Source organism: Bradyrhizobium sp. URHC0002 (genome assembly GCF_054059515.1).
Map to the genome: position 1 here is coordinate 977,146 of NZ_JBSSCF010000001.1, position 26,397 is coordinate 1,003,542.

The 26,397-nt window shown below is 62.4% G+C and carries 23 protein-coding genes and 1 pseudogene; 12 read left to right on the top strand and 12 right to left on the bottom strand.

The genetic code is table 11. The features are described 5' to 3' along the window. The first annotated feature begins 583 nt into the window (after window positions 1-583). The 4 genes from ACVWVY_RS04730 (at window position 584) to ACVWVY_RS04745 (ending at window position 4,040) form a co-directional block, all read left to right on the top strand. Window positions 584-2,347: a PAS domain-containing sensor histidine kinase gene (locus tag ACVWVY_RS04730; protein WP_456625289.1), complete on the top strand. Its 1,764-nt coding sequence runs from the start codon at window positions 584-586 to the stop codon at window positions 2,345-2,347. Beyond that, window positions 2,344-3,021 (top strand): response regulator transcription factor, encoded by a 678-nt coding sequence (locus ACVWVY_RS04735; protein ID WP_456625290.1) that lies wholly within the window; start codon window positions 2,344-2,346, stop codon window positions 3,019-3,021. The genes ACVWVY_RS04730 and ACVWVY_RS04735 overlap by 4 nt, the downstream gene beginning before the upstream one ends. 93 nt (window positions 3,022-3,114) lie before the next feature. After that, on the top strand, window positions 3,115-3,504 hold the full coding sequence (locus tag ACVWVY_RS04740) for a response regulator transcription factor (protein ID WP_456625291.1): 390 nt from the start codon (window positions 3,115-3,117) through the stop codon (window positions 3,502-3,504). A gap of 350 nt (window positions 3,505-3,854) precedes the next feature. Continuing rightward, window positions 3,855-4,040, top strand: a complete 186-nt coding sequence (locus ACVWVY_RS04745; RefSeq protein ID WP_456625292.1) for a hypothetical protein — start codon at window positions 3,855-3,857, stop codon at window positions 4,038-4,040. A 164-nt stretch (window positions 4,041-4,204) separates the two neighbouring features. Here the strand turns inward: ACVWVY_RS04745 and ACVWVY_RS04750 are convergent, their stop codons facing one another. After that, window positions 4,205-4,756: a methylated-DNA--[protein]-cysteine S-methyltransferase gene (locus tag ACVWVY_RS04750; protein ID WP_456625293.1), complete on the bottom strand. Its 552-nt coding sequence runs from the start codon at window positions 4,754-4,756 to the stop codon at window positions 4,205-4,207. Between the two features lie 96 nt (window positions 4,757-4,852). On the opposite strand from ACVWVY_RS04750, the gene ACVWVY_RS04755 reads away from it, so the two are divergent. From ACVWVY_RS04755 to ACVWVY_RS04765, 3 genes are all read left to right on the top strand, one after another. Further along, a complete protein-coding gene (locus ACVWVY_RS04755) occupies window positions 4,853-5,215 on the top strand; it encodes a DUF1304 domain-containing protein (RefSeq protein WP_456625294.1) in 363 nt (120 codons plus the stop codon). Between the two features lie 130 nt (window positions 5,216-5,345). After that, window positions 5,346-6,572, top strand: coding sequence for an ABC transporter substrate-binding protein (locus ACVWVY_RS04760; protein ID WP_456625295.1), 1,227 nt, complete (start codon window positions 5,346-5,348; stop codon window positions 6,570-6,572). A 283-nt stretch (window positions 6,573-6,855) separates the two neighbouring features. After that, entirely contained in the window at window positions 6,856-8,082 is a 1,227-nt protein-coding gene (locus ACVWVY_RS04765) for an ABC transporter substrate-binding protein (protein ID WP_456625296.1), read from the top strand. A gap of 169 nt (window positions 8,083-8,251) precedes the next feature. Here the strand turns inward: ACVWVY_RS04765 and ACVWVY_RS04770 are convergent, their stop codons facing one another. Then, window positions 8,252-8,677 (bottom strand): DUF1330 domain-containing protein, encoded by a 426-nt coding sequence (locus ACVWVY_RS04770; protein WP_456625297.1) that lies wholly within the window; start codon window positions 8,675-8,677, stop codon window positions 8,252-8,254. A 141-nt stretch (window positions 8,678-8,818) separates the two neighbouring features. Between ACVWVY_RS04770 and ACVWVY_RS04775 the strand changes: the two genes are divergently transcribed. Continuing rightward, entirely contained in the window at window positions 8,819-11,044 is a 2,226-nt protein-coding gene (locus ACVWVY_RS04775) for a transglycosylase domain-containing protein (RefSeq protein ID WP_456625298.1), read from the top strand. Between the two features lie 39 nt (window positions 11,045-11,083). Here the strand turns inward: ACVWVY_RS04775 and ACVWVY_RS04780 are convergent, their stop codons facing one another. The 6 genes and pseudogenes from ACVWVY_RS04780 to ACVWVY_RS04805 form a co-directional block, all read right to left on the bottom strand. Then, on the bottom strand, window positions 11,084-11,974 hold the full coding sequence (locus ACVWVY_RS04780) for a L,D-transpeptidase (RefSeq protein WP_456625299.1): 891 nt from the start codon (window positions 11,972-11,974) through the stop codon (window positions 11,084-11,086). 18 nt (window positions 11,975-11,992) lie between these two features. Further along, a complete protein-coding gene (locus ACVWVY_RS04785) occupies window positions 11,993-13,024 on the bottom strand; it encodes an amino acid ABC transporter substrate-binding protein (RefSeq protein WP_456625300.1) in 1,032 nt (343 codons plus the stop codon). Between the two features lie 297 nt (window positions 13,025-13,321). Next, window positions 13,322-14,172, bottom strand: a pseudogene (locus ACVWVY_RS04790) (M48 family metallopeptidase). Between the two features lie 197 nt (window positions 14,173-14,369). Continuing rightward, window positions 14,370-15,740, bottom strand: coding sequence for a polyhydroxyalkanoate depolymerase (locus ACVWVY_RS04795; RefSeq protein WP_456625301.1), 1,371 nt, complete (start codon window positions 15,738-15,740; stop codon window positions 14,370-14,372). A gap of 126 nt (window positions 15,741-15,866) precedes the next feature. After that, window positions 15,867-16,634: an ABC transporter permease gene (locus tag ACVWVY_RS04800; protein WP_456632102.1), complete on the bottom strand. Its 768-nt coding sequence runs from the start codon at window positions 16,632-16,634 to the stop codon at window positions 15,867-15,869. A 47-nt stretch (window positions 16,635-16,681) separates the two neighbouring features. Then, entirely contained in the window at window positions 16,682-17,479 is a 798-nt protein-coding gene (locus ACVWVY_RS04805; protein WP_456632103.1) for an ABC transporter ATP-binding protein, read from the bottom strand. A 233-nt stretch (window positions 17,480-17,712) separates the two neighbouring features. On the opposite strand from ACVWVY_RS04805, the gene ACVWVY_RS04810 reads away from it, so the two are divergent. Continuing rightward, on the top strand, window positions 17,713-19,038 hold the full coding sequence (locus tag ACVWVY_RS04810) for an ActS/PrrB/RegB family redox-sensitive histidine kinase (RefSeq protein WP_456625302.1): 1,326 nt from the start codon (window positions 17,713-17,715) through the stop codon (window positions 19,036-19,038). A 110-nt stretch (window positions 19,039-19,148) separates the two neighbouring features. Beyond that, a complete protein-coding gene (locus ACVWVY_RS04815; protein WP_057837596.1) occupies window positions 19,149-19,703 on the top strand; it encodes an ActR/PrrA/RegA family redox response regulator transcription factor in 555 nt (184 codons plus the stop codon). Between the two features lie 112 nt (window positions 19,704-19,815). Here ACVWVY_RS04815 and ACVWVY_RS04820 read toward each other — a convergent pair whose 3' ends face one another. Both ACVWVY_RS04820 and ACVWVY_RS04825 read right to left on the bottom strand, forming a co-directional pair. Then, entirely contained in the window at window positions 19,816-20,112 is a 297-nt protein-coding gene (locus tag ACVWVY_RS04820) for a hypothetical protein (RefSeq protein WP_456625303.1), read from the bottom strand. Window positions 20,113-20,164: 52 nt separating this feature from the next. Further along, window positions 20,165-20,653, bottom strand: a complete 489-nt coding sequence (locus ACVWVY_RS04825; RefSeq protein WP_456625304.1) for an MmcB family DNA repair protein — start codon at window positions 20,651-20,653, stop codon at window positions 20,165-20,167. Window positions 20,654-20,810: 157 nt separating this feature from the next. Here ACVWVY_RS04825 and ACVWVY_RS04830 point away from each other — a divergent pair, with 157 nt between their 5' ends. Next, a complete protein-coding gene (locus tag ACVWVY_RS04830; protein WP_456625305.1) occupies window positions 20,811-21,932 on the top strand; it encodes a vWA domain-containing protein in 1,122 nt (373 codons plus the stop codon). Between the two features lie 59 nt (window positions 21,933-21,991). Here the strand turns inward: ACVWVY_RS04830 and ACVWVY_RS04835 are convergent, their stop codons facing one another. After that, window positions 21,992-22,807, bottom strand: a complete 816-nt coding sequence (locus ACVWVY_RS04835; protein ID WP_456625306.1) for an RMD1 family protein — start codon at window positions 22,805-22,807, stop codon at window positions 21,992-21,994. 234 nt (window positions 22,808-23,041) lie between these two features. Here ACVWVY_RS04835 and ACVWVY_RS04840 point away from each other — a divergent pair, with 234 nt between their 5' ends. After that, a complete protein-coding gene (locus ACVWVY_RS04840) occupies window positions 23,042-24,742 on the top strand; it encodes an alpha-amylase family protein (protein ID WP_456625307.1) in 1,701 nt (566 codons plus the stop codon). Here the strand turns inward: ACVWVY_RS04840 and ACVWVY_RS04845 are convergent. After that, entirely contained in the window at window positions 24,730-26,340 is a 1,611-nt protein-coding gene (locus ACVWVY_RS04845; protein WP_456625308.1) for an alpha-amylase family glycosyl hydrolase, read from the bottom strand. The two genes, ACVWVY_RS04840 and ACVWVY_RS04845, sit on opposite strands and share 13 nt — an antisense overlap. Between the last annotated feature and the right edge of the window lie 57 nt (window positions 26,341-26,397).

Sequence of the window (26,397 nt, forward strand, 5' to 3'; positions counted from 1 at the left end):
GGTCCCCTGCCGGCACGGCGATTGCCCGCTTGCCACCATCGATCACGGAAGGCCGGAAGCCGCGGTCGTGTCTCCGGCGCCTTGCTTCGGGTCCGACGTCATCGGAGCAAAGGATCAAGCGCAGATGTGCTTTCGGCATATCAATCCCCAGATTTGCGTTCGACGAGCGCCGGGTAACGGGTTTGACAACTGCGACGAGATGCTTGCGTTCGGCGCGACGTCCGGTTGGAGGTCGCGCGTGACGGCCTTCCCGCGGGCAATTCCAGAAAACTCTGGTGCCACTGGGTTACCCGATAAGCTTCATCATTGAAACGAAACCGACCATTGAACGGAGGTTGATCCACACGTTACATTCGGTTGGCAGCATCATACCTAGGTTTGGGATATTCAGCCGGGGCGAGTGATCGGAATGTCGCACTCGCCGGTAGCGCATCGGTGCACGCGAGGACCGCCCCGACCTTTACGTCTCCGGATTATCCTTCCGGGCGTCCAAAAGCTGCTAGTATGCCCCCCGTGGGAGGGCGACGTTGTTGCCGCTGATGGTAGAGATCACCTAGCGACGCAGCGGGCCCAGGGTGGCCGAATGATGCTGCCGATGATGCGTAACCAGACCATGAAATCCTGGCGCTCAGCCGAGCACTGGCTGTTGGGTAGCGTGGTGCTGGCGTTGACGATGGCAGCTTTCATCTGGCTTGTTCTCGGCCCCGCACCGGCGGCGCCCGCCTATTTGACCGCCGTCGTATTGCTCATCGCATCGCTTATCGCCTCCCTGATCATGATGCTCCGGGTGGGCACGACCCGCAGGCAGATGGAAGCCGTGCTCCACGGCCGCGCGCGAGCCGAACAACACGCGATAGAAGCGCTGCGTCATAGCGAAGCGCAATGGAAGGAGGTATTCGAGCACAACCCAGTGATGTATTTCATGGTCGACGCGGCCGGGACCGTCCTGTCCGTCAACACATTCGGCGCCGCGCAACTCGGCTACTCCGTCAGCGAATTGCTCGGGCAATCCGTGCTGAAAGTCTTCCCCGCCGACGAGCGACCTGTGGCCCAGAGCAACGTTGCCATATGCCTGGAAAATATCGGCCAAACCCACAGTTGGGAGATCTGCAAGGTTCGCAAGGACGGCTCGTCGCTCTGGGTTCGTGAAAACGCCAAGGCCGTGCGGCGACTGGACGATCAATTGATCGTCCTGATCGCGTGCGAGGACATCACCGAACGCAAACAGGCTGAAAATGCGCTGCGGCAGAGCGAAATGTATCTGGCCGAAGCCCAGCGATTGAGCCACACCGGCAGTTTTGGCTGGTGCGCCGGCAGCGACGAAATCATCTGGTCGGAGGAAACCTTCAGAATCTTTGGATTCGACAAGGCGCCTTCAATCAAGCGGGCCACCGTGATCCAACGCATCCATCCCGATGATCGCGCGCGCGTTCTACGGATCACCGGGCGTGCGTTGAGCGATTGGAAGGACTTCGAGCATGGCTATCGGCTGCTGATGCCTGACGGCTCGGTCAAGCATGTCCACGTCAGGGGCCATGCGGTGAAGGATACATCGAGCGGCATCGATTTTGTAGGGGCAGTTTCGGACGTTACGGCCCGCAAGGAAGCCGAAGCCGAACTGCACGAAGCGCAGGCGAATCTCGCGCATGTCACGCGCGTGACTGCGCTGGGCGAGCTCGCCGCGTCGATCGCCCATGAGGTGAACCAGCCGCTCGCCGCCGTCGTCACCAACGCCGCCGCATGCCTGCGCTGGCTCGACCGCGACCCGGCCAACCTGAACGAAGCGCGCGCCACCCTGCAGTCAATTATCAATGACGGCAATCGAGCGGGCGAAGTCATCCAGCGCGTCCGCGCGCTCGTGAACAAGACCACCGATCGGAAAGCGCTCCACATCAATGAAGTCGTCAACGAGGTCATGAGCCTCGTGCAGCATGAGCTGTTCAGTCACCAGGTGGCGCTGCGGCTGGAACTCGCCCCTGCCCTTCCCCCGGTCCTCGCCGACCGGATCCAGTTGCAACAAGTCATCCTCAACCTCGTCATCAACGGGATTGAAGCGATGCAGCCGGTCACGGACCGGCCGCGCGAGCTGGTAATCCGGACGCGACAGGATGAGACAGGCCAGGTTCTGGTTATGGTGAGCGACTGCGGTGTCGGCGTGGCCGCCGAGGATGTCGATCGGCTGTTCGATGCTTTCTACACCACCAAGTCCGGCGGCATGGGCATGGGCCTGTCGATTTGCCGCTCGATCGTCGACGCACACGGAGGACGGCTGTCGGCCTCCGGAAATACCGGTCCCGGCGCGACGTTTCAGTTCACCTTGCCATTGTATCAGGAGGACAATACGTGACCGGCCGCCCAGAATCGCCTCAAACCCTCGCAAGCGCCGAGGAGCCGGTCGTCTTCGTTGTCGACGACGACGCATCGGTGCGTGACGCCCTGCGCAACCTTTTTCGGTCCGTGGGCTTGCGGGTCGAAGTGTTCGGTTCGGCTCACGAGTTTCTGCAGAGCAAGCTTCCGAACGTCGCCAGCTGCCTGATCCTCGACATCAGGTTGCCCCGGCTAAGCGGCCTCGACTTTCAGGCCGAGCTGGCGAAGGCCGATATTAACATTCCGATCATCTTCATGACGGGTCACGGCGACATCCCGATGACGGTCAGGGCGATGAAGGCCGGAGCCGTCGACTTCCTGACCAAGCCATTCCGCGACCAGGACATGCTGGATGCCGTGACCACGGCAATCGAACGCGACCGGGTTAGCCGCGATGAAGCCAAAATCCTCTCGGGCCTGCATACTCGCTTCGCGACCCTGACGCCCCGGGAACGGGAGGTGATCGCGCTGGTCACGGCCGGCCTCATGAATAAGCAGATTGCCGCCGAAATCGGCATTGCTGAGATCACCGTGAAGATACACCGCGGGCACATCATGCGAAAAATGGCTGCGAAGTCGCTGCCCGATCTGGTGAGAATGGCGGAGATGCTCGGGATCGGGCCCGGATCCGGATCCGGCGGGCCGCAAACCTAAGTATGATTCTCCGACTCCGATTTCGGACGCACTCTCTCATCCCGCGGCTGTGCAGCAAGCGACACCCTCTGGTCGTCCCCAGGAAGGACCGTTGTGTCCAACCCACCGGTAATTTCAGTCATCGACGATGATGGGTCCGTTCGCGGCGCGACCCACAATCTCGTGAGATCGCTTGGCTACGCCGTCCATACATTCGCGTCTGCCGAGGAGTTCCTGCGATCGTCCCACCTTTGTGACACAGCGTGCGTGATCACCGATATCAGAATGCCTAACATGAGCGGACTCGAATTGCAGGCCCAGCTGCTTGCCCGGGGACACAGGTTGCCGTTTATTTTCATCACCGCTTTCTCCGTCGAGAGCGATCGCGCGCGCGCGCTGAGGGCCGGGGCGGTCGGCTACCTGACCAAACCCTTCGACGGGGAAGTCTTGATCGCATGCCTCGATGCCGCCCTGGCAGGAAAAGGCATGGCAAAGCGCGGATGACCCCCATCGGGTCGGCGCTGCGCTGATGCTGCGGGCCGGCTATACGCAAGGATGACCCCGCCAAACATCTAGACAAGTTGATAGCGGCCGGGAACGGGCGCAAGAGTCGGGCCATCGTCGCCCCTCGAGTTAGCGAGGGCCGAGAAAATGCAGCACACAATTTGATCGGTACTGGCAATTCCTCAGAAGGAGGTCGCCATGCGTACAGAACCACGGTGTTCTCAGTGCGACAGTGAAAATCCCAAGATTATTTCTCTTGCGCGTGAATACTACTGCGGACGGCTCTGCCTCCATCGAGGCCAGGAGATTTTCATTCGCTGGATTCGACGCGCGAACGCGGAGGCTGCGTCATGACAAACTGCTGCGGAAATCCCGAGTGCAAGCGCCCCTTCGGGCTGGTCCGGCGTAGCTGGTACTTCGAGCAATTTTGCTCGGCGAAGTGCCGCGAGATCTACAAGCGGCAGCAGGAGCGCAACCGGACCTATTGGAAATGGCTCTACAATTTCCCTCAACCGTCGGTCGCGGAAAGAAGCTGATCCAGCTACGGGGTGGAGCGGACACCCAAGGAGCGATCATGACGACAGTACATGCGATGCTGGTTGGGGCAATACTGGCCTGGGCACCCACGATTCTTGTGTTCATCTATATCGTGCGGGACATGCGAAACACGCGAAGTCTCGATTAGCCCATGACGGGTCAATCAAGCGCAGCTTCCAGCCGCTTGATCGACCCGCACCCTTTCTTGAATCCGGGCGCCCTCGTGCTTGAGCAGCCAGCGCTTGCGCTCCAGCCCGCCGCCGTACTTCACCAGCGACCCGTTGGCGCCGATCAGGCGGTGACAGGGCAGGACGACGCTGATCGGATTCGAGCCGTTGGCGTGGCCGACGGCGCGGACGGCTTTGGGCATCCGTAGCTTCGCGGCGAGCGCGCCATAGCTCAGCGTCGTGCCCGCAGGAATCCCGGGCAGCGCGTTCCAGACCTTTTGCTGGAACGGCGTGCCGGCGACGCGCCATTCGATCGCAGCGAGGCGGTCGAGGTCGCCCTTGAAATAGCCGGTCAATGCGGCGCGCAGTTCGCGCGGCGCCGGCGCATTCTTCAAGTTCACCGCGCCATAATGCAGGCGCAGCAACTGCTTCATGCGCGTCTCATAATCCTGCCAGTCCAGCGCGCGGAGCACGCCGTCCGCATCGGTGACTAGCAGCGCCGTCCCGATGGGCGTTGGCAGGCGGTCGAGGTTGAAGCTCTCTGGCATCGTCAATCCCTGAAAAATATCGACAGGCACCCGCACTTTTCACGCGCGTCGTGTTAGCGTCCACCCGAATTCCGCTGCCGGTTGGGGGACCGCAACATGATCTTCATCGCAAACATTCTGGTCGCGGTGGTTGCCGCGCTGCATGTGTTCTTTCTCGTGCTGGAGATGTTTCTCTGGGACAAGCCGCTGGGCCTGAAGATCTTCCGCAACCCAATCGAGAAGGCAAGGGACTCCGCGGTGCTGGCCGCCAACCAGGGCCTGTATAACGGCTTCCTCGCCGCGGGCCTCCTCTGGGGCCTGTTCCACCCCAATCCGGCCTTCGCCTTCCAGATCAAAGCGTTCTTTCTGCTCTGCGTGATCGTGGCGGGCGCCTATGGCGCGGCGACGGTCAGCCGCCGGATCCTCTATGTGCAGGCGGCGCCCGCGGCGCTCGCCCTGGTCCTGCTCTGGCTGGCTTGACGGGCTCACCTTTCCGTCACTGCCTTGCGTTGCCAAATCCGTTCCGCCACACTCCCTGGTAACGATGACGGCTGGCCATCCGAACCGATGACCGGACACGATCACCGGTCAATACAACGGAGGCAGCGACATGAGAGGTGGCATTCTTCATCTGCTTGCAGGCGCGGCGGTTGCGATCGCGCTATCGGCGACATCTGCAAGTGCGCAGAAGAAGTACGATACCGGCGCGAGCGATACCGAAATCAAGATCGGCCAGACCGTTCCGTTCTCTGGCCCGGCGTCGGCCTATGCCGGCATCGGCAAGACGCAGGCCGCCTACTTCAAGATGATCAACGAGCAGGGCGGCATCAACGGCCGCAAGCTTAACTTGATCCAGTATGACGACGCCTACTCGCCGCCGAAAGCCGTCGAACAGGTGCGCAAGCTGGTCGAGGGCGACGAGGTTCTGTTCACCTTCCAGATCATCGGCACGCCGTCGAATGCGGCTGTGCAGAAATATCTGAACGGCAAGAAGGTGCCGCAATTGCTCGCCGCGACCGGCGCATCGAAATTCACCGACCCGAAGAATTTTCCGTGGACGATGGGCTTCAACCCCAACTACCAGTCCGAGGGGCGCATCTACGGGCAGTACATTCTGAAGAACCATCCCAACGCCAAGATCGGCATCCTGTACCAGAACGACGATCTCGGCCGCGATTATATCACCGGCCTGAAGGAAGCCCTCGGCGGCAAGGCCGCGACAATGATCGTCGCCGAAGCCTCCTATGAACTCACCGATCCGACCATCGACTCGCAGATCGTCAGGCTGAAGGCCGCGGGCGCCGACTTGCTCTACGACGCCTCGACGCCGAAATTTGCCGCCCAGGCGATCAAGAAGGTTGCTGACCTCGGCTGGAAGCCGGTTCACATCCTCGACATCAATGCGAGCCCGATCTCCGCCACGCTCAAGCCCGCTGGCCTCGACATCTCCAAGGACATCATCTCGACTGCCTACGGCAAGGATCCCGGCGATCCGCAGTGGAAGGACGACGCCGGCATGAAGGCCTATTTCGCCTTCATGGACAAATATTATCCTGAGGGCGACAAGCAAAACACGGTCAACATTTACGGTTATTCCACCGCGGAACTGCTGGTCTATATCCTGCAGCAATGCGGCGACGATCTCACCCGTGAAAACATCATGAAGCAGGCAGCCAGCCTGAAGAACGCCACCGGCAGCCTGTCATTGCCCGGCATGGTCACCAACACCTCGCCGACCGACTACCGCATCAACAAGCAGATGCAGATGATGAAGTTCAACGGCGAGCGTTGGGAACTGTTCGGCCCGATCATCGAGGACGCCGGACCTGCCGGTTAGTGAATTGCCCCGATTCAAGACTGAAGCCGTCGGCGTCCCACATGCCGGCGGCTTTGTTTTGAGCCCTGTGATGTTCCCTGCCCGCACCCGTGCATCATTTTATGGCTGACCCCAAGTGTGGATTCTTTTTGAGCAGACGGAACCTGACACCCGAAACCCGGCTTTTGGATGCCTTGCATTGCAACATGGCTTCCGCCACTATTGTGGCAGCGATGACATCCGTCGGCGAAACGAAGCCGCGGCAAGATCATCGGTTCAATGACAACATGAGGAATGCAAGGATATGAGGAAGGGTTTTTTCCATCTGGCCACAGGCACGGCGCTCGCACTTGCGCTGTCGGTCTCGGCGGCATCAGCGCAGAAAAAATACGACACCGGCGCGAGCGATACCGAGATCAAGATCGGCCAGACCAATCCATTCAGCGGACCGGCTTCCGCCTATGCCACCATCGGCAAGACCCAGGCCGCCTATATGAAGATGATCAACGATCAGGGCGGCGTGAATGGCCGCAAGATCAACCTGATCCAGTATGACGACGCCTACTCGCCGCCCAAGGCGGTCGAGCAGGTGCGCAAGCTGGTCGAAAGCGACGAAGTGCTGCTTACCTTCCAGCTGCTCGGTACGCCCTCGAACGCCGCCGTGCAGAAGTACCTCAACTCGAAGAAGGTACCGCAACTGTTCGCCGCGACCGGCGCATCGAAGTTCACGGACCCGAAGAACTTCCCCTGGACGATGGGTTTCAACCCCAACTATTTCGTCGAGGGACGCATCTACGGCCAGTACATCATCAAGGAATATCCGAACGCCAAGATCGGAATCCTTTATCAGAACGACGACCTCGGCAAGGACTACCTGAACGGCATCAAGGCCGGCCTCGGCGACAAGGCGGCCAAGATGATCGTGGCGGAAGCCTCCTACGAAGTCTCCGACCCGACCATCGATTCGCAGATCCTCAAGATCAAGGACGCCGGTGCGGACCTGTTCTTCTCGGCGACGACGCCCAAGCAGGCAGCGCAGGCGATCAAGAAGATCTACGAACTCAACTGGAAGCCGGTGCACATCCTCGACATCAATGCGACCTCGGTCGGCGCCGTCATGAAGCCGGCGGGGCTCGAAGCCTCCAAGGGTGTGATCAGCGTCAATTACGGCAAGGATCCGCTCGATCCGACCTGGAAAGACGATGCTGGCATGAAGAAGTATTTCGAGTTCATGGCGAAGTACTATCCCGACGGCGACAAGGACTCGAGCTTCAATTCCTATGGTTACTCGACCTCGCAGTTGATGATCTACGTGCTGCAAAAGTGCGGCGACAATCTCACCCGCGAGAACGTCATGAAGGTGGCAACCAGCCTGAAGGATGTGCCGCTCGATCTGAACCTGCCGGGCATCGTCGCCAACACGTCGCCGACCGATTATCGCGTTAACAAGCAGTTGCAGATGATGCGGTTCAATGGCGAGCGCTGGGAACTGTTCGGCCCGATCCTCGAGGACGCAGGTCCTGCGGGCTAGCCGCGGCGACCCCATCGAAACGATCGGCGGAAGAAGCGATCGGCGGCCCCTCGGGGCCGCCGATTTTTTTCGGCGTCGCAGGGTGGGCAAAGCGCTGCGTGCCCACCATTTATCACCAACTGTTCGGAGAGATGGTGGGCACGCTGCGCTTTGCCCACCCTACGGATCTCTACTTCGGTATCTCGCCAAACGTCTTGCCAACCGGCAGCATTGCGTGCCGGATCAGGCGGGAATCCTCGACGGCCGCCTGGCGGTGCTTCACCGCTTCGCGGTAGACGGGATCGCGGATCATGTCGGCGAAGGCCGCGACGCTTGGATATTCGGCGATGAAGCAGTGATCCCAGCGCTCCGACTCGGGCCCGATCAGCATCAGTTCGAACCTGCCCTGCCAGACGATGCGGCCGCCGAGCCGTTCGAACACCGGGCCGCTTTCGCGCCCATAGGCCGCGTAGGCTTCCGCGCCGGTTGCCTTGCGGCCGTCGGGATAGGCAGCCTGCGCGCGTAAGCGGACCAGATTGAGCATGTGGATGGGCCCCGGCCGGTCATTGGCCTTGAATTGCGCGAACACTTCTTTGGTCGGATCGATGTGGCCCATGCGGCTTTTCCCCGAGAACGCTACGGCGGCCATCTTAGTATGGCCCCGCCGCACCTCCTAATCCCGCATTAACCTTTCCGTAACCGAGCCTTAAACAGCCCCCGCTAGCGTGTGGCGGGACGGGTGTGAACGGCGTTTGTCATGGCGTGGGGACGGAAAAAGAGCGGCGGACGCAAAGAGCCGCTGTTCGGGCTTCCGGCAGCGCTCGCGGACTTGCGGCTTTCACCTGCGGATCGCATCCCGGCCGCCGTCGACGACGACAAACCGATGAAACCAGTGCCCAAGCGCAAGCCCGATGAGGACGACGACGAGCCACCGCCGCGCGAGCGCAAGCCGCGCGCGGCGAAAAGTGGTGCCAAGCGGCGTGCGAAATCGCGCGGCCGGTTCAGGTTCGGCCGGCTGATCTATTGGGGCGCGGTACTCGGCCTGTGGGCGACGATCGCGATCATCGGCGTCGTGATCTGGGTCGGCGCGCATCTGCCGGCAATCCAGTCGCTGGAAATTCCAAAGCGGCCGCCGACCATCCAGATCACAGGCGTCGACGGCAGCGTGCTGGCCTCGCGCGGCGAAATGGCCGGCACCAATGTCGCGCTGAAGGACCTGCCGCCCTATCTGCCGAAAGCGTTCATCGCCATCGAGGACCGCCGCTTCTATTCGCATTACGGCGTCGACCCCGTCGGCATTGCGCGCGCCGCCGTCGCCAACGTCCTGCATCGCGGCGTCTCGCAGGGCGGCTCGACGCTGACGCAGCAGCTCGCGAAAAACCTGTTCCTGACCCAGGAGCGCACCATGGCGCGCAAACTGCAGGAAGTGGAGCTGGCGCTGTGGCTGGAGCGCAAGCACTCCAAGAACGAAATTCTCGAGCTCTATCTCAACCGCGTCTATTTCGGTTCCGGTGCCTATGGCGTCGAGGCCGCTTCGCAGCGCTATTTCGGTAAATCCGCCAAGAACGTCACGGTCGCGGAAGCCGCGATGCTGGCGGGCCTCGTCAAATCGCCGTCGCGGCTGGCGCCGAACCGCAACCCCGAAGGCGCGGAAGCGCGCGCCGGAATCGTGCTCGCGGCGATGGCGGAGAACAAATTCATCACCAGCGCCCAGGCCAAGGCCTCGATCGGACATCCCTCCTACAACGTAAAGCCGGCCGGCGCCGGCACAGTCAATTACGTCGCCGACTGGATCGGCGAGGTGCTCGACGATCTGGTCGGCCAGATCGACCAGAGCATCGTGGTCGAGACCACGATCGATCCGAAGCTGCAGAGCGTGGCGGAAGCCGCCATCATCGACGAACTGGCCGCGAAGAGCGTGAAATTCAACGTCACCCAAGGCGCCCTGGTGGCGATGACGCCCGAGGGCGCGGTGCGCGCCATGGTGGGCGGGCGGAACTATGCCGACAGCCAGTATAATCGCGCGGTGACGGCCAAGCGCCAGCCCGGGTCGGCGTTCAAGCCGTTCATCTTTCTGACCGCGATCGAAGGCGGCTTGACCCCGGAAACGATCCGCCAGGATGCGCCGCTCGATCTCAAGGGCTGGCGCCCGGAGAACTATACGCATGAGTATTTCGGCGCGGTGACGCTGACACAGGCGCTGGCGATGTCGCTCAACACGGTCGCGGTGCGGGTCGGCCTCGAAGTCGGGCCGAAGAACGTGGTGCGGACCGCGCACCGGCTCGGCATTTCATCGAAGCTCGAGGCCAATCCCTCGATCGCGCTCGGCACCTCGGAAGTCTCCGTCATCGAACTGGTCGGCGCTTATGCGCCGTTTGCCAATGGCGGGCTCGGCGTCTCCCCGCATGTCGTGACCAAGATCCGCACCAACGAAGGCAAGCTGCTCTACGTGCGGCAGCCCGATCAGCTCGCCCAGGTGATCGAGCCGCGCCATGCCGCGATGATGAACACGATGATGCAGGAGACTCTGCTGTCCGGCACCGCGCGCAAGGCGGAGATTCCGGGCTGGATGGCCGCCGGCAAGACCGGCACCAGCCAGGATTTCCGCGACGCCTGGTTCATCGGCTATACGGCGAACCTCGTCACCGGCGTCTGGCTCGGCAATGACGACAATTCACCGACCAAGAAGGCAACCGGCGGCGGCCTGCCGGTGGAAGTGTGGACCCGCTTCATGCGCACGGCGCATCAGGGCGTTCCGGTGGCGAGCCTGCCGAACTCGCAGCGCGGCGGCTTCATGTCGAACCTGGTCCAGACCGCATCGCAGGCCAGCGCCGCGCCAGGCCCGTCCGCGCCGGTTGCGTCGGGCGGCGGATATCGGCCACCGCCGGCCCGAACCTCCGCACCGCCCCCCAATCCATCGGCACGCCCGGAAGCGGCAGCGGGACTGGATGGCTGGCTGATGGATCGGCTATTCGGACGATAAAGCACCGTTGCGCCGCGCTTGCAGATGAACGACGAACCGCTAGCTGGCAAAGACGACCCGCGTTTCCACTGAAACGCGCCGGTACAAATCCTCGACGTCGTCGTTCACGAGTCGGATGCATCCGGACGCGACCAGATGGCCGATGGTCTTGGGTGAGTTGGTGCCGTGAATGAGCAGCCCGGGCTTGTCCAGCAGCAGCGCGCGGGCGCCCAGCAGACTGCCGGGACGGCCGGCCGCCGCGAGCAACGCGTCAGCGTCCTTCGTGTTCGCGCCGGAAGACCGCCAGTCAGGCCATTCAAGCTTGTTCATGACCCGAGAGAGGCTGCCTCCCTTCAGGCATTCCTGTGCAATTCCGATCCCGTAGCGGCGCGCGGAATTATTGGAGTCGATCAGGTAGAGAAAGCGGTTTTCCCGATCGACCACGATCGAACCGGGAACGACGGTGGTGCGGTAGAACACCACCTGCCGCTGCAGCGCAAATGGCAGGCCTTCGCCCGAAGAGCCGCCATCCACGCCGGGCTTCAGGTCCGTCATGACGACATCTTCGCGCACGCGCTGCGCGTTCGGCGATGGCGCCTTCACGCCGGCTGCGACGATGGCGGGGCCTTTGGTTGCGACAAAGCCGTAGACCAAAGCCGACAGGGCGATGACGACCGCGATCGCACCGGCGCCAATGACGTAGGGCTTCCAGTTCCTGCCTGTCGACAACACTTCGCTGATGGCCGCTGCGGAGTTCGCCTCCTCCGCGGCGATGTCATCCTCGATCCGCCGGACGGCGTCTTCGAGCGCGGCGGCATGAGCTGAGGCGGCCTCGCGCGTGAGATGGGATCGCGTGATGAGGCTGAAGGCGTCCTTGTAGATCTGGTCGCGGGCGACGCTGTCCTTGCCCGCAACCGCTTTCATCAGCAACGAATAATAATCCACGGTCATGATCTGACCCCTGAAGATTTACCTTACGGGAGGCGCGTATTGAATTCCGCCCTGGGTCCAGAGCGCATTCAGTCCGCGCGGGATGCTGAGCCTGGACTGCGATCCAATGTTTCTTTCATAGATCTCGCCGTAATTGCCGACCGCGCGGACGGCGCGCGCGGCCCAGTCCTTTGCAAGGCCCAATTGCTCGCCAAATTCACCGTCGGTGCCGACCAGCCGCCTTATATTGGGGTTGGGAGATTTCACGGCCTCGTCGATCGTCGCCGACTTGACGCCCAGTTCCTCGGCATTGATCAACGAATAGAGCGTCCACTTGATCAGGTTGAACCACTGGTCGTCGCCTTGCCGCACCGCCGGCCCGAGCGGCTCCTTTGAAATGACTTCCGGCAGGATGATATGGCTGTCGGGCGCTGACAGCTTGAGGCGCTCGGCGTAGAGCTGCGAAACGTCGCTTGTCAGCACGTCGCATTTACGATCGTCATAGGCCTTCAGGCTCTCTTCCGCCGTACCGAGGGCCAGAACCTTCAGTTCCATGTCGTTGGCGCGGAAATAGTCCGTCAGATTCAGTTCGCTGGTGGTGCCGGTCTGGGCGCAAACCGTCTTGCCGCCAAGCTGCAAGGCGGTGTCGATCCCGGCAGCCCGGCGCAACAGAAAGCCCTGGCCGTCGTAATAGGCGATGCCGGTGAACATCAGGCCGAGCGAACTTTCCCGTGACATCGTCCATGTCGAGTTGCGCGACAATACGTCGATCTGGTTCGACTGCAGCGCCGCGAAGCGGGCGGATGCATCGAGCGGCATGAACGTCACCTTGGCGGGATCGCCGAAAATCGCCGCCGCTACAGCACGGCAAATGTCGACGTCAAAGCCGGTCCAAATGTTCTTGTCGTCCGTGCTGGAGAAGCCCAGCAATCCCTGGCTGACGCCGCAATTGAGCGCGCCGCGATCCTTGACGGCTTTCAGGGTCTGCGCGCCGGCTGGAAGACCCGCAAGAACTGAGGCTAGCAATGCGAGGATCGGAAGGATCACGGTCTGTTTCTTGAAATCAGGCATTTGGATCTCGCGATCGGTGGCTCTGACACGTTCTTCAGCCGAAGGGACGCCAGCAGGCTAACACAATCGAAAGCGTTCCCAATGCCTTCCTGGGTGGGATGGTGCACGGCCGGAAGCCGGGCCTGGCCTGACCGCCGTGCCTTCACCCATTTCGGACGCTTTGCAGCAATCTATCGGCGTCGGTTCGGTGAGCCCCGTCGGCCACCTTTGCGAGGGCGCGCGGCGCCTGATGCGGAGTTCTGCGTCGTCCTGCCTAGTGCGCGCAATTGCGCACAGGCGCAGGGACGACAAGATATCCTAATCCTCGACCCCGTAGCGATGCAGGTCGTTGCCGTAGGTGTCGAGCCAGCGCTTGGCGCGTTCGACATGGTCGCAGATACGGCCGACGACGCGCCAGAACCTGGGCGAGTGGTTCATCTCGACGAGATGGGCGACCTCATGGGCGGCGAGGTAGTCCAGCACATAGGGCGGCGCGAGGATCAATCGCCAGGAATACGACAATGAGCCGGCCGAGGTGCACGATCCCCAGCGGCTCGACTGGTCGCGGATCGATACCCGCCTGACCCGCACACCGAGATCCGCCGCATAGGCGAGCGATGCCTTATGCAGGTCCTTGCGCGCTTCGCGCTTGAGAAAGTCGTGGACGCGCCGGTCCATGTAGTCGGCGTCGCCGGCCACGCACAGAATCCTTTCGCCGCTGTCGCGGATTTCGGTCCACACCGTGCCGCGCTCGCCCGCGCGATGCACGATCCGGTGCGGCACACCGCGCAACGGTATGACAGTGCCGGCCTGAAACGGCGCGGCCTTCGGCAAACGTCCGAGACGGGCGGCGATCCAGCCGCCATGAAGCTGCGCAAAGTCCTTGGCTTCCACGAGCGTGCCGCGCGGCGGCATGGTCAGGATGGCCTCGCGGTCGGTCGGATGGATGCGTAAGGTGTATCGCCGCGCGCGGCGGTGCCGGCGCAGCCGGATCGCAAAGACTTGCGAGCCGTGCTTGACCAAAAGAGTCGCGGGTTCGGCGGGCCGCCGATAGAGGAGGGCGCGAGTAGCCATGTCTTGGAGTCCGGGGAGTACGAGTTCGCCCGGATTCTGCCATATCCGCCCCCAAGGAAATCTCATCTAAATCGCCCGGCGCAAAAACAAATCATTTGCCCAATATACAGGGGCTTAGAGCGAAATGGCCCCTACCGGCAGGGGCTGGAACCCAAAATTTTGGCTGGAACCGGGGGCCAAAAACGGCCTCAAGGAGTGAGTCTGAACTCACCCCTTGATTCGGCCGAAAACTGGAATGTTTGAATCTATTCAGCAACTTATCGGGGGCGTCAGAATCGATGCCGCCCGGGCACTACTCCGCTGCACGGACCAATGTTGGCTTGGTCTTGGCCGCTGACATCTTGGTATTGGCCGGTGACATCACAGAATTAGCCGCCGACATCATGAAATCGGAGATGCGCGGCACGATTTCGGAACGGAATCGCGAACCGTTGAACACTCCGTAATGACCAACGCCCTTTTGCACGTAATGCACGCGGCGATGATCGGGAATTGCAGGGCACAGTGCGTGCGTCGCTTCGGTCTGGCCAAGCCCGGAGATGTCGTCGTTCTCGCCTTCCACCGTCATCAGCGCCACGCGGCGGATTTGCGAGGGATCGACCGGCTTGCCGCGATGGGTCATCTCGCCCTTGGGCAGCGCGTGCTTGACGAACACGACATCGACGGTCTGCAGGTAATACTCAGCCGTCAGATCCATCACCGCGAGATACTCGTCATAGAATTCGCGGTGCTTGTCGACCATGTCGCCGTCGCCCTTCACCAGATTGTTGAACAGGGCCTTGTGCGCGTCGGTATGGCGATCGAGATTCATGGTGATGAAGCCCGAGAGCTGCAAAAAGCCCGGATAGACATCGCGCATCACGCCGGGATGCGGGAACGGCACCTTGGTGATGACATGGTTGCGGAACCATTCGATGCCGCGCTCGGCCGCGAGATTGTTCACCGAGGTCGGGTTGCGGCGGGTATCGATCGGGCCGCCCATCAGCGTCATCGACAGCGGAACGAAGGGATCGCGCGCGGCTTCCATCACGGAAACCGCGGCCACCACCGGCACCGACGGCTGGCACACCGCGATCACATGCATGTTGCCGCCGAGCACTTGCAGCATCTCGATGACGTAATCGACATAGTCATCGAGATCGAAGCGGCCCTCGGTGAGAGGGACCATCCGCGCGTCGGACCAGTCGGTGATGTAGACTTCATGCGTCGGCAGGAACGCCTCGACCGTGCCGCGCAACAGCGTCGCGTAGTGGCCGGACATCGGCGCCACGATCAGCACCCGCGGCTGGGGGCTGCGCAGCGGCCGGGTCAGCTTGCGATCGAAATGCAGCAGACGGCAGAACGGCTTTTCCCAGATCGAGCGGACTTCGACCGGCGTGCGCACGCCGTTGACTTCAGTGGTGTCGAGGCCCCATTCGGGCTTGCCGTAACGACGGGTGGTGCGTTCGAACAATTCGCAGGCCGCGGCGATCGATTTGCCGAACTGCGTGTGCGACCAGGGATTCAGCGGGTTTTGAAACAGGATCTTGGTGGCGTCGGTCACGGCACGTGCCGGATTGAGCGACGCGTGGCCCAGTTCGTACATCCAGTACATCGGCGTCGTAAGCGCCGGACTGCCTTCGGCCACTAGTGGCGGTGCGCCGCCAAACTCACCAATCGGCATTTTATTTCTGACCTCTGTTTGCGCCGCAGCATAGTGCAGAATGCGTAATAATGCGTCAATGCACCGAAGGCTCCTATCCAGACGTATAAGAGCCGAAAACTCCGCAAATCCACGGGAATCTGTGACTTATTCGCCACCCCCGAGCAAAGATCCGTGGTGTTTGGCGCTGCGCAAAAGGGCAAGGAAGATCGCAAAGGAGGCAGCGAGCAGCACCGCGTTGATACCAAGCGACCAAACCATCAGGTCGGCCCTGAAGACGTGATCGATCAAGAGCGCGCGCATACCCTCGAACACATAGGTCGGCGGCAGCGTCCAGGCGATGGCTTGCAGCCAGCCGGGCAGCACCGCGACCGGATAATAGATGCAGGCCAGCGGCATCAACCCGAACATCAGGGTCCAGACGATGCTCTCGGCGCCGAGGCCGTTGCGCAGCACCAGGCCGGATACGAAAATTCCGACCGACCAGCTCGTGAAGATCAGATTGCAGAAGAACGCGATCAGCGGCAGCCCGATCGCGAAGAAATTGAAATCGAAAAAGAACAGCGCCAGCAGCGTCATCGGGATCACGCCGATCGCAAGCCGGATCAAGCTCATGATCATCAGCGAGATCAGGAATTCGATCGGCTTCAACGGGCTCATCATCAGGTTGCCGAGGTTGCGCGCCCACATCTCCTCGAGGAACGAGATCGAGAAGCCGAGCTGGCCGCGAAACAGGATGTCCCACAGGATCACCGCGCCGATCAGCGTGCCGCCGGCACGCGCAAAGAAGCTGTCGTTCTGCGAGATGTAGTTCTGCAGAAAGCCCCATGTGATGATCTGCAGCGCCGGCCAATAGATCAGCTCCAATAGGCGCGGCCACGACGACATCAGGAGATACCAGTAGCGCAGCACCATCGCCTGGATACGGTGCCAGGAAATGGCGCGATGGGCTGTGATCTCGCTCACGACGATGTCCCCTCCGCTACCCGTCCGCGCGCGACATCGAGGAACACTTCTTCCAGCGTGTTCCGGTTGTAGCGCGCCATGATCTGGTCGGGGCTGTCGTCATCCTCGATGCGGCCGCGTTTCATGATGATGACGCGGTCGCACAGCCGCTCCACTTCCAGCATGTTGTGCGACGCCAGCAGGATGGTGGCGTCATGGGCCTTGCGGTAATCCTGCAAATGCTGCCGCACCCAGTCGGCGGTATCAGGGTCGAGCGAAGCCGTCGGCTCGTCGAGCAGCAACAGTTCAGGCTGGTTGATCAGCGCCTTCGCCAGCGCGACGCGGGTCTTCTGCCCGGCCGAGAGTTTTCCGTTGGCGCGGTCGAGGAAATCCTTGAGATCAAGGTCAGATGCGAGCTGTTCGATGCGCTCGGCGAGATCCTTCACCGCATAGAGCCGGCCGAAGATGGTGAGGTTCTGCCGCACCGTGAGCCGCATCGGCATGTCGACATAGGGGCTCTCGAAATTCATCCGGCCGAGCACCTCGGCACTTTGCTCCGGCATCGCATGACCGAGCACCTGCACGCGCCCCGAGGTCGGCAGCACCAGCCCCATGATCATGGCGATCGTCGTGGTCTTGCCGGCGCCATTGCCGCCGAGCAGGCCGGTGATGCTGCCGCGCGCGATCCGGAATGACACATCATCCACCGCGCGGGTGGTTTTGTAGAGTTTTATGAGATGCGCGACATCGATCGCGGCGGAGCTTTCCGGCCCGGCCGCGGGCGATTGTGCTGGCGTGGCGTCGCTGTTGACCATTTCAGGGACGTTCATTGGGCCATCAGGGCTGATAGCGCAAGGCTTTGTCCTTGGGCAGCAGCCGGGCTTTCATCCTTCGAGACGGCGCTACGCGCCTCCTCAGGATGAGGTCTGAGAACCTTGTTGCCTCGAGCTCTTAGACCTCATGGTGAGGAGCCGAGTAGCGCCGTCTCGAACCATGAAAGCCCCGCTCCTCATTTGTGATCGCACGCCTGCGCGGCTAAACTCCAGCAATGACCGACGTCGACGCCTCCGATTTCCGCCTTCCGCACCGCTATGTCCGTCTCGATACGATTCTCCGGCTGCGCTGGCTGGCAGCACTTGGCCAGCTCACCGCGATCTTCATCGTGGCGCATGGGCTGGAATTCGCCTTCCCCGCCGTCGCCTGCGTTGGCATCGTCGGCATTTCGGCGCTGCTCAATCTCGCAATGCAGATTGCCTTCAACCCGATGCAGCGACTGGAGCCAGTCTATGCAGCGGCGCTGCTCGCGCTCAACATCGTCGAACTGGCAGCGCTGCTGTTCCTGACCGGGGGATTGCAGAACCCGTTTTCGTTTCTGTTCCTCGCCCCGGTCCTGATCTCGGCGACGGTGCTGCCGATCCGGATGACGGTCGGGCTCGGCCTGCTCGCGGTCGCCTGCGCTTCGGCGCTGGTGTTCTTCCATCTGCCGCTCCCCTGGGACAGCGAAGACCCGCTGGTGCTGCCGCCGATCTATCTGTTCGGGGTCTGGCTCTCGATCGTGCTCGCGATCGGCGTCACCAGCCTCTATGCGTTTCAGGCGACCGAGGAGGCGCGAAAACTTTCCGATGCGCTGGCCGCGACCGAGCTGGTGCTGACGCGAGAGCAGCATTTGACCCAGCTCGATGGCCTCGCGGCTGCCGCCGCGCATGAACTCGGCACGCCGCTGTCGACGATCTTCCTGATTTCGCGGGAGCTGGAAAAGACCATCGACAGCAATGACCCCCTGGCGTCCGATCTGAAAACCCTGCGCGAGCAGGCGCAGCGCTGCCGCGACATCCTGGCCAAGATTACCCAGCTTTCCTCCTCCGGCGCGCCGTTCGATCGCATGCCGCTGTCGACGCTGATCGAGGAGGCGGTGGCGCCGCATCGCGATTTCGACGTCGCGATCAAGGTGCGGCTAGCTGTCGCAGCCACGCGGGAACCGGTCGGCGCGCGGAACCCGGCCATCCTCTATGGCGTCGGCAACATCCTGGAGAATGCCGTCGATTTCGCACGGACGACCGTAGAGGTGGACGCCTGGTGGAACGCCGATACCGTCGAAATCATCATCTCGGACGACGGCCCGGGCATCGCGCCCGATATGCTGAAACGGATCGGGGAACCCTATTTATCAAGGCGCCGCAGCGCCGATGAGGCTCACCGCGAACGCGCCGGCCTCGGCCTTGGCGTGTTCATCGCCCGCACGCTGCTGGAACGAACCGGCGCCAAGGTCTCCTTCTCCAACCGGACCTTTCCCGATCACGGCGCCGTGGTGCAGATCGCCTGGCCCCGCCCCCGCTTCGAAACCGACGAAAGCCCTGCCGGGCCAGCGGATTAGAACCGTCCCAGACATTGGGGAAAGGCCCGAGGGGGCCTTGGCAGTGCAAAACTGCCGCGCCATATGCTCTATATCATACCCTGTATCCGCAACCCCGGGGGATAGCCGACTTGAACGCCATCGCCGAACTGAACGATCTCTCCGACCGCTCGCTGCTGATCGTCGAGGACGACAAGCCGTTTCTGGAGCGCCTGTCGCGCGCGATGGAAACCCGCGGCTTCGCGGTGACGTCCTGCGACACCGTGTCCGACGGGCTGGCGCAGATCAACAAGGCCGCGCCGGCCTTCGCGGTGGTGGATCTGCGGCTCGGCGACGGCAACGGGCTCGACGTGGTGTCGGCGCTGAAGCGCAAGCGCCCCGACGCGCGCACCATCGTGTTGACCGGCTACGGCAACATCGCAACCGCCGTCACGGCGGTGAAGATGGGCGCGGTGGATTATCTCTCAAAACCTGCCGACGCCGACGACGTCGTTGCAGCGCTGCTCGCCAGCGGCACCGAGAAATCCGAGCTGCCGTCAAATCCGATGTCGGCGGATCGCGTGCGCTGGGAACACATCCAGCGCATTTACGAGATGTGCAACCGCAACGTCTCCGAAACCGCCCGGCGGCTCAACATGCACCGCCGCACCCTGCAGCGCATTCTTGCCAAGCGCGCGCCGCGGTAGCAGCACGCCGCGGACTCGTAGGGTGGGCAAAGCGCAGCGTGCCCACCATCTCTCCGCGACATTTGTCTTGGATGGTGGGCACGCTGCGCTTTGCCGACCCTACGGCTGCAGTTTAGCGGCCGCGCCGAGACCGCCACGCCAATGCGATGCTCGACAAGACAAGCCGCAGCAGCAAGATGACGGCGGTGATTTGCAGCCAGATGATGCCGCCCAGCTCCCGCAGAACGATCTCGATGCGATCTCCCCAGGGGTACGGCAGCGAGTCGCCGATGGCTTCAATCCCGTGCGTTGCTCCGCGCAGGCCCCATTTGAGCCAGTCGGGCCGGTAATAGAAGATGCCTACGATCACGATCCACGCGCCAATCGCCGTCGCTATGCGAAAGCTGTGAACCTTGGCGTGATGCTTCAACCCGGAATAATCTCTCGCCATCTTCCGATTCTAAATTCATGAGAACGACGCTTTAGAACTCCCCGTGCCCTTGCGGGTCGACCAGGCGGTTGATCCGTTGGGCGGCGGCCATCGCAAAGCGCACCGTCATCGATTTGCGCGTGGCCGCCGGCAGGCGATGTTCGGGGGCCTCGCAATGCAGATGCGCGCCGTAGGCGTCGGCGATGATCAGGCCGGTGTCTTGCGGAAAAATCTCGCAAGGCAAGTCCTGCGTAAAGGCGAAGAACAGCCGGTCGCAATGCATCCGGTAGTCCTGCCATTTCTGGTCGGCGCGTAGATCTTCCACCGACGACTTGATCTCGACGATCCAGATCTCGGCCTTTTCGTTCAGCGCCACCAGATCGGCGCGCCGCCCTGATGGCAGCGGCAGCTCGCTGATGCAGGAAAAGCCCAACGACCGTAACAGCCGTGCGGTGCCGCGCGCGATTGCCAACGCAGTCTCCGACTGGCGGCGGTCTGGCGCAGGCACGAGGCCGATCTGACGGGCGGGTGATGATTCCATGGCGTTCGAACCATAACCGATTTCGGACCGTCCAACAGGCGGACCAGCGCAACGTCAGCCGCAATTTCGACCCCAGCCCGCCTTGTTTTCGGCCATCGCCCCCCGCGAAGCCGCTGAAACCCGGGTTCCGAGGGGACGAAACATCTGGAGGAAATCCATGAAGTCACGCATTACACTTCGCTCGCTCGCATTCGCTCTCGCCACCCTTCCCCTGGCCTCCGGTCTGTCACAGGCCGTTGCAAAGCCCGCCGTCGAAGTCGCCTTCGTGCTCGATACCACGGGCTCGATGGGCGGCCTGCTCGAAGGCGCCAAGCGCAAGATCTGGTCGATCGCGACCGCCATCGTCGATTCCAATCCCGACGCCGACATCCGCATGGGCCTCGTCGCCTATCGCGACATCGGCGACGACTACGTCACGAAAAAGGTCGAGCTCACCCGTGACATTCAGGATCTCTACGCCAACCTTCTGGAACTGAAGGCCCGCGGCGGCGGCGACTGGCCGGAGAGCGTTAACGAGGCGCTCGATGTGGCCGTCAACAAGCTGCAATGGACCTCTGGCGGCGATACCAGGCGGATCGTGTTCCTGGTCGGCGACGCACCGCCGCACATGGATTACGCGCAGGACACCAAATATCCGGTCACGCTGTCGGTGGCCAAGCAGAAGGATATCATCGTCAACGCGGTGCTGGCCGGCGACGCCCGCGACACCGAGCGGGTCTGGCGCGACATCGCCCAGAACGGCAACGGCCGCTTCATCCCGATCCCGCAGGACGGCGGCCAGGTGGTCATCATCGAAACGCCTTACGACGAGGAAATCATCATCCTGCAGCGGGAAATCAACGGCACCGTGATCCCGTACGGGCCGCGCGCGATGCAGAAGCGCACCGAGGGCAAGACCAAGCAATTGTCCGAGGTTGCCGCCGCCGCGCCCGCACAGGCCTCGGAGATGGCGAGCTATCTGAACAAACGTTCCAAGGCGACGTCCGAAGCCGTGACCGGCGATGGCGACCTCGTCGCCGACGTCTCGGCCGGCCGCAGCAGCTTTTCCACCATCAAGGACGAAGACCTGCCGGATAATCTGCGCGCGATGAAGCCCGAGCAACGTAGCGAGGAAGTCAACAAGCAGATGAGCCAGCGCAAGGCGCTCAATGAAAAACTCTCGGCGCTGGTGGCAAAACGCGACAAATACGTCGCCGACCAGCGCGCCAAGGCGCCGCCGAAGGCCTCGTCGTTCGACCGTGTCGTCGAGGATACGCTGAAGGCGCAGATCAAGCGGTGACATAAACAACCGTCATTCCGCGGCGACGCGAAGCATCGACCCCGGAATGACGGCCCCGCTCAGGCGTGCCGGCCCACGGCGAGCTGATAGATCGTCATGATCACTTCGAACAGGATCAAGAGCACGATAATCACTTCGAGTCGCAGCGAGCGCCGCGTGTCGATGATATCGGTCAACACCTGCGCGCTCTCGGCGATGACGGCGAGCTTGCGGTTCAGCGATTCCGCGCGCTCCTTGAGCTCGTACTCGTCCTCCAGCCGGGCATACAGCCGCTCCAGATGCGGCTTGTCCCAGAGCACGTCGGGTTTCTCTTCCACTTCGACCGGCCCCGACACCCGGTGCCGCACCAAAAGTGCGTTGCCGATATTTTGCAGGATCGAGCGGCGGCCGCCGCGCATACGCCCGCTCCGCGCCAGTTCCCGCGCGAACGGCTCGGTCGTATCAAAGACACTGGCGACCTCGCGTTCGTGCCGGGCCAGAACGACGCTCTTCGCCAGCGCCTCGCCGATCAGGACCAACCGCTCGGGCGAAAGGCTTTGCAGGCAAATCGGCCCGCCGGGTGGAATCTGGTCCTCCTTTTCCGGGGCCAGTTCGATGATTGCGATTTCCTCGTCACGCCGGGCAAACTTGCCTGTCATGCGCTGGTCGAGGCCGCGAAGGAATTCCTCCTCTTCCAGCGCATTCAGCCCGATGAGGACCACTACGCCATAGCGGAACAGAACCGCGACGCCATTCGCATTGACACGAAACGCAAGCGGTATCGTGGCGAGGACATCGCCGCGCTCAAGGCCCGACGTGTTCAGGCGTTCACTGACAAGGAAGGCGCGGGCCGTGATACGGGTCCCGACCAGCGGGGATGCAGAAGCCTGGCTCATGGAATCCCCAACTGCCCAAACCACGATGAAAGCCCGAAGCTGACCGGCGGACGCGATCGCGGACGCCGCGCTCCAAACCGTCAAACGACGCGCAATCCTATCATGGAGCCGTGTCAATCACACAACTGCGCCCCAGGCAGGACGACCCATTTTCGCCGGAACCTGCAAGCCCCTCACCGCTTATCATCCAGCCGCTGAGGCATCGCGCGGCGGGCCGATGAGGGTTGCCTGCGCATGATCGATGACCTCTGGTACAAGAACGGCGTTATCTATTGCCTTTCGGTCGGCACCTACATGGACGCCAATGGCGACGGCGTCGGCGATTTCAAGGGCCTGCTGCGCCGGCTGGATTATCTGCACGGACTCGGCATCACAGCCATCTGGCTGATGCCGTTTCAGCCCTCGCCCGGCAGGGATGACGGCTACGACATTTCGGACTATTACGGCGTCGATCCGCGCTACGGCACGCTCGGCGATTTCGTCGAATTCGCCCATGGCTGTCGGCAACGCGGCATCCGCATCATTATCGATCTCGTCGTCAACCACACGTCCGACCAGCACCCCTGGTTTCGCGAGGCGCGGCGTTCCAAGGATTCGCCCTATCGCGACTGGTACGTCTGGTCTGACAAAAAGCCGGCCAACGCCAATACCGGCATGGTGTTTCCGGGGGTGCAGAAATCGACCTGGACGCGCGACAAGGAGGCCGGCGCCTGGTTCTTCCATCGCTTCTATGATTTCCAGCCCGATCTCAACACCTCGAACCCGCTGGTGCAGGCCGAGATCCTCAAGATCATGGGGTTCTGGATCCAGCTCGGCGTATCCGGCTTCCGCATGGATGCGGTGCCGTTCGTGATCGCGACCAAGGGCGCCAAGGTTCGTAAAGCCGTCGAACAGTACGACATGCTGCGCGCGTTCCGCGAATTCCTGCAATGGCGGCAGGGCGACGCCATCATTCTGGCCGAAGCCAATGTGCTGCCGAAGACCGACATGGAATATTTCGGCAGCGACGGCGACCGCATGCACATGATGTTCAATTTCCACGTCAACCAGCATCTGTTCTACGCGCTGGCCGCGGCGGACTCCCGTCCGCTGGCCGAAGCGCTGCAGGCGACGAAGCCGCGCCCGGCCACCGCGCAATGGGGCCTGTTCCTGCGCAACCACGATGAGCTCGATCTCGGCCGGCTCACCAAGGCGCAGCGCGCCGCGGTGTTCAAATCGTTCGGCCCCGACAAGGACATGCAGCTCTACGATCGCGGCATCCGCCGCCGCCTCGCGCCGATGCTGGGCGGCGACCAGCGGCGGCTCGAACTGGCCTACAGCCTGATGTGCACGCTGCCGGGGACGCCGGTGATACGCTATGGCGACGAACTCGGCATGGGCGATAATCTCGATCTGCCCGAACGCAATTGCGCCCGCACGCCGATGCAATGGTCGACCGAACCGCATGCCGGCTTCACCGAAGGCGACCGGCCGTGCATGCCGGTGATCGATAAAGGCGCCTACAGCTACGAACACGTCAACGCCGCAAAGCAGCGCCGCGATCCCAACTCGATGCTGAACTGGACCGAACGAATCGTCCGGATGCGCAAGGAGGTGCCCGAGATCGGCTGGGGCGATTTCAAGGTGATCGCGACCCGCGACCCCGCGGTGCTCGTGATCCGCTACGACTGGCGCAATAACTCGGTGCTGTTCGTGCACAATCTCGACGAAAAGCCGCGCGAAGTCACTTTCTCGGTCGGGCTTCCCGGCGAAACCGGCAAGCTTCTGATCAACCTATTAGCCGAAACTCACAGCAAGGCCGACAAGCGCGGCCGGCATACGTTGCTGCTCGAAGGTTATGGCTATCACTGGTATCGCGTCGGCGGCCTCGACTACCTGCTCAAGCGCAGCGATATCGATACGAAAACCCCGCGCGGCGCCGGTCATCCGACATGACCGGTGGCGCCCAGGATGACGCCTTCATTCGCACGCAGCTCGAGCGCACCCAGCACCTCCTCGCCACGCCGGTCGAGGAAGGTCGATAACAGGATGGCGTGGCCAACGCCGATCGAACTCGACGCGATCGAGACCGGCGCGGCGCCGAGGTTGAGCGCAACCAACAGCGCGCCGCTCTCGCATTCGCGGCGGTAGAGCAGGACGTCGCCCTGGGCCGCGATCGGCCGATAGGTCCCCCTGACCAGCTGCGGGGTTTCCTTCCTGAGCGCAATCAGCGCCTTGTAGAGATTGAGAATCGAGCCGCGATCGGCTTGCAGCCTGGCAACGTTCTCCCGGACATGATCGTCGGCCAGCGGCAGCCATGGCTTGGCCGTGGAGAATCCCGCGCACGCCGTGGCATCCCATTGCATCGGCGTGCGACAGCCGTCGCGGCCGACGCCGATGCCGGGCACGTTCTTTTCAAAGGGATCGCGCACCTGCTCAGGCGCGATCACGACCTGACGCATCCCGATCTCGTCGCCGTAGTAGAGCGTCGGCGTGCCTCGCAAGGTCAGCAGCAACATGGCTGCCACCCGGGCCTGGTCGGGTCCAACCCGGCTCGCCACCCGCGGACGATCATGGTTGCCCAACACCCAGTTCGGCCAAGCCCCTGCCGGCAACGCCGCCTCATATTCGGCGATGATCCGCTCGATCGAGCGCGCGCTCCACAGCGTCGACAGCAGCGCGAAATTGAACGGCATATGCGCGCCGCCGAGGTCATTGCCGTAATAGGCAACGAGACGGTGGAGCGGAAGATAGATTTCCCCGATCAGGACGCGGGCTTCGAATTCATCGGTAACGCGGCGCATTTCCGCGACCACCTCATGCACCTCGGTCTGGTCGGTGGAATAGCGCGTCAAAATCCGCTCGTGCGGCGGCCGGCCGTTGAGGTAATGCGGATTGGGCGGGTTGTCTCGGAAGTCGGCGTCCTTGATCAGATGCCAGATCACGTCGACGCGAAAGCCGTCGACGCCCTTGGCCAGCCAGAACCGCATCACGTCGTAGATCGCCTGGCGCACGGCGAAATTGCGCCAGTTCAGATCCGGCTGTGCGGCGAGAAAGGCGTGGTAGTAATACTGGCCGGTCGCCTCATCGTACTGCCACGCGCTGCCGCCGAATTCCGACAGCCAATTGTTCGGCGCCCCGCCATCCGGCGCCGGATCGCGCCAGATGTACCAGTCACGTTTCGGATTATCGCGCGAGCTTCGGGCCGCCGCGAACCAGGGATGCTGATCGGAGGTATGATTGGGCACGAGGTCGAGGATGATCTTGAGGCCGTTCTCATGCGCCGCTGTCACCAGCGCGTCGAAATCTTCCATATTCCCGAACAACGGATCGATGCCGGTATAATCGGATATATCGTAACCGAAGTCGGCCATCGGCGAAGGGAAGATCGGCGACAGCCAGACCGCATCGACCCCGAGCGACTTCAGATACGGCAAACGCGCGATGATCCCCTTGAGATCGCCGATCCCGTCGCCGTCGCTATCCCCAAACGAGCGGGGATAGACCTGATAAAAAATGCCATGCCGCCACCAATCCTTGTCGCTCTGGTCCATGCGGGAGATCGCCTTTGGATGTCCAGGCGGGGCAACGCCGAGGCCCGCGACAGGTTC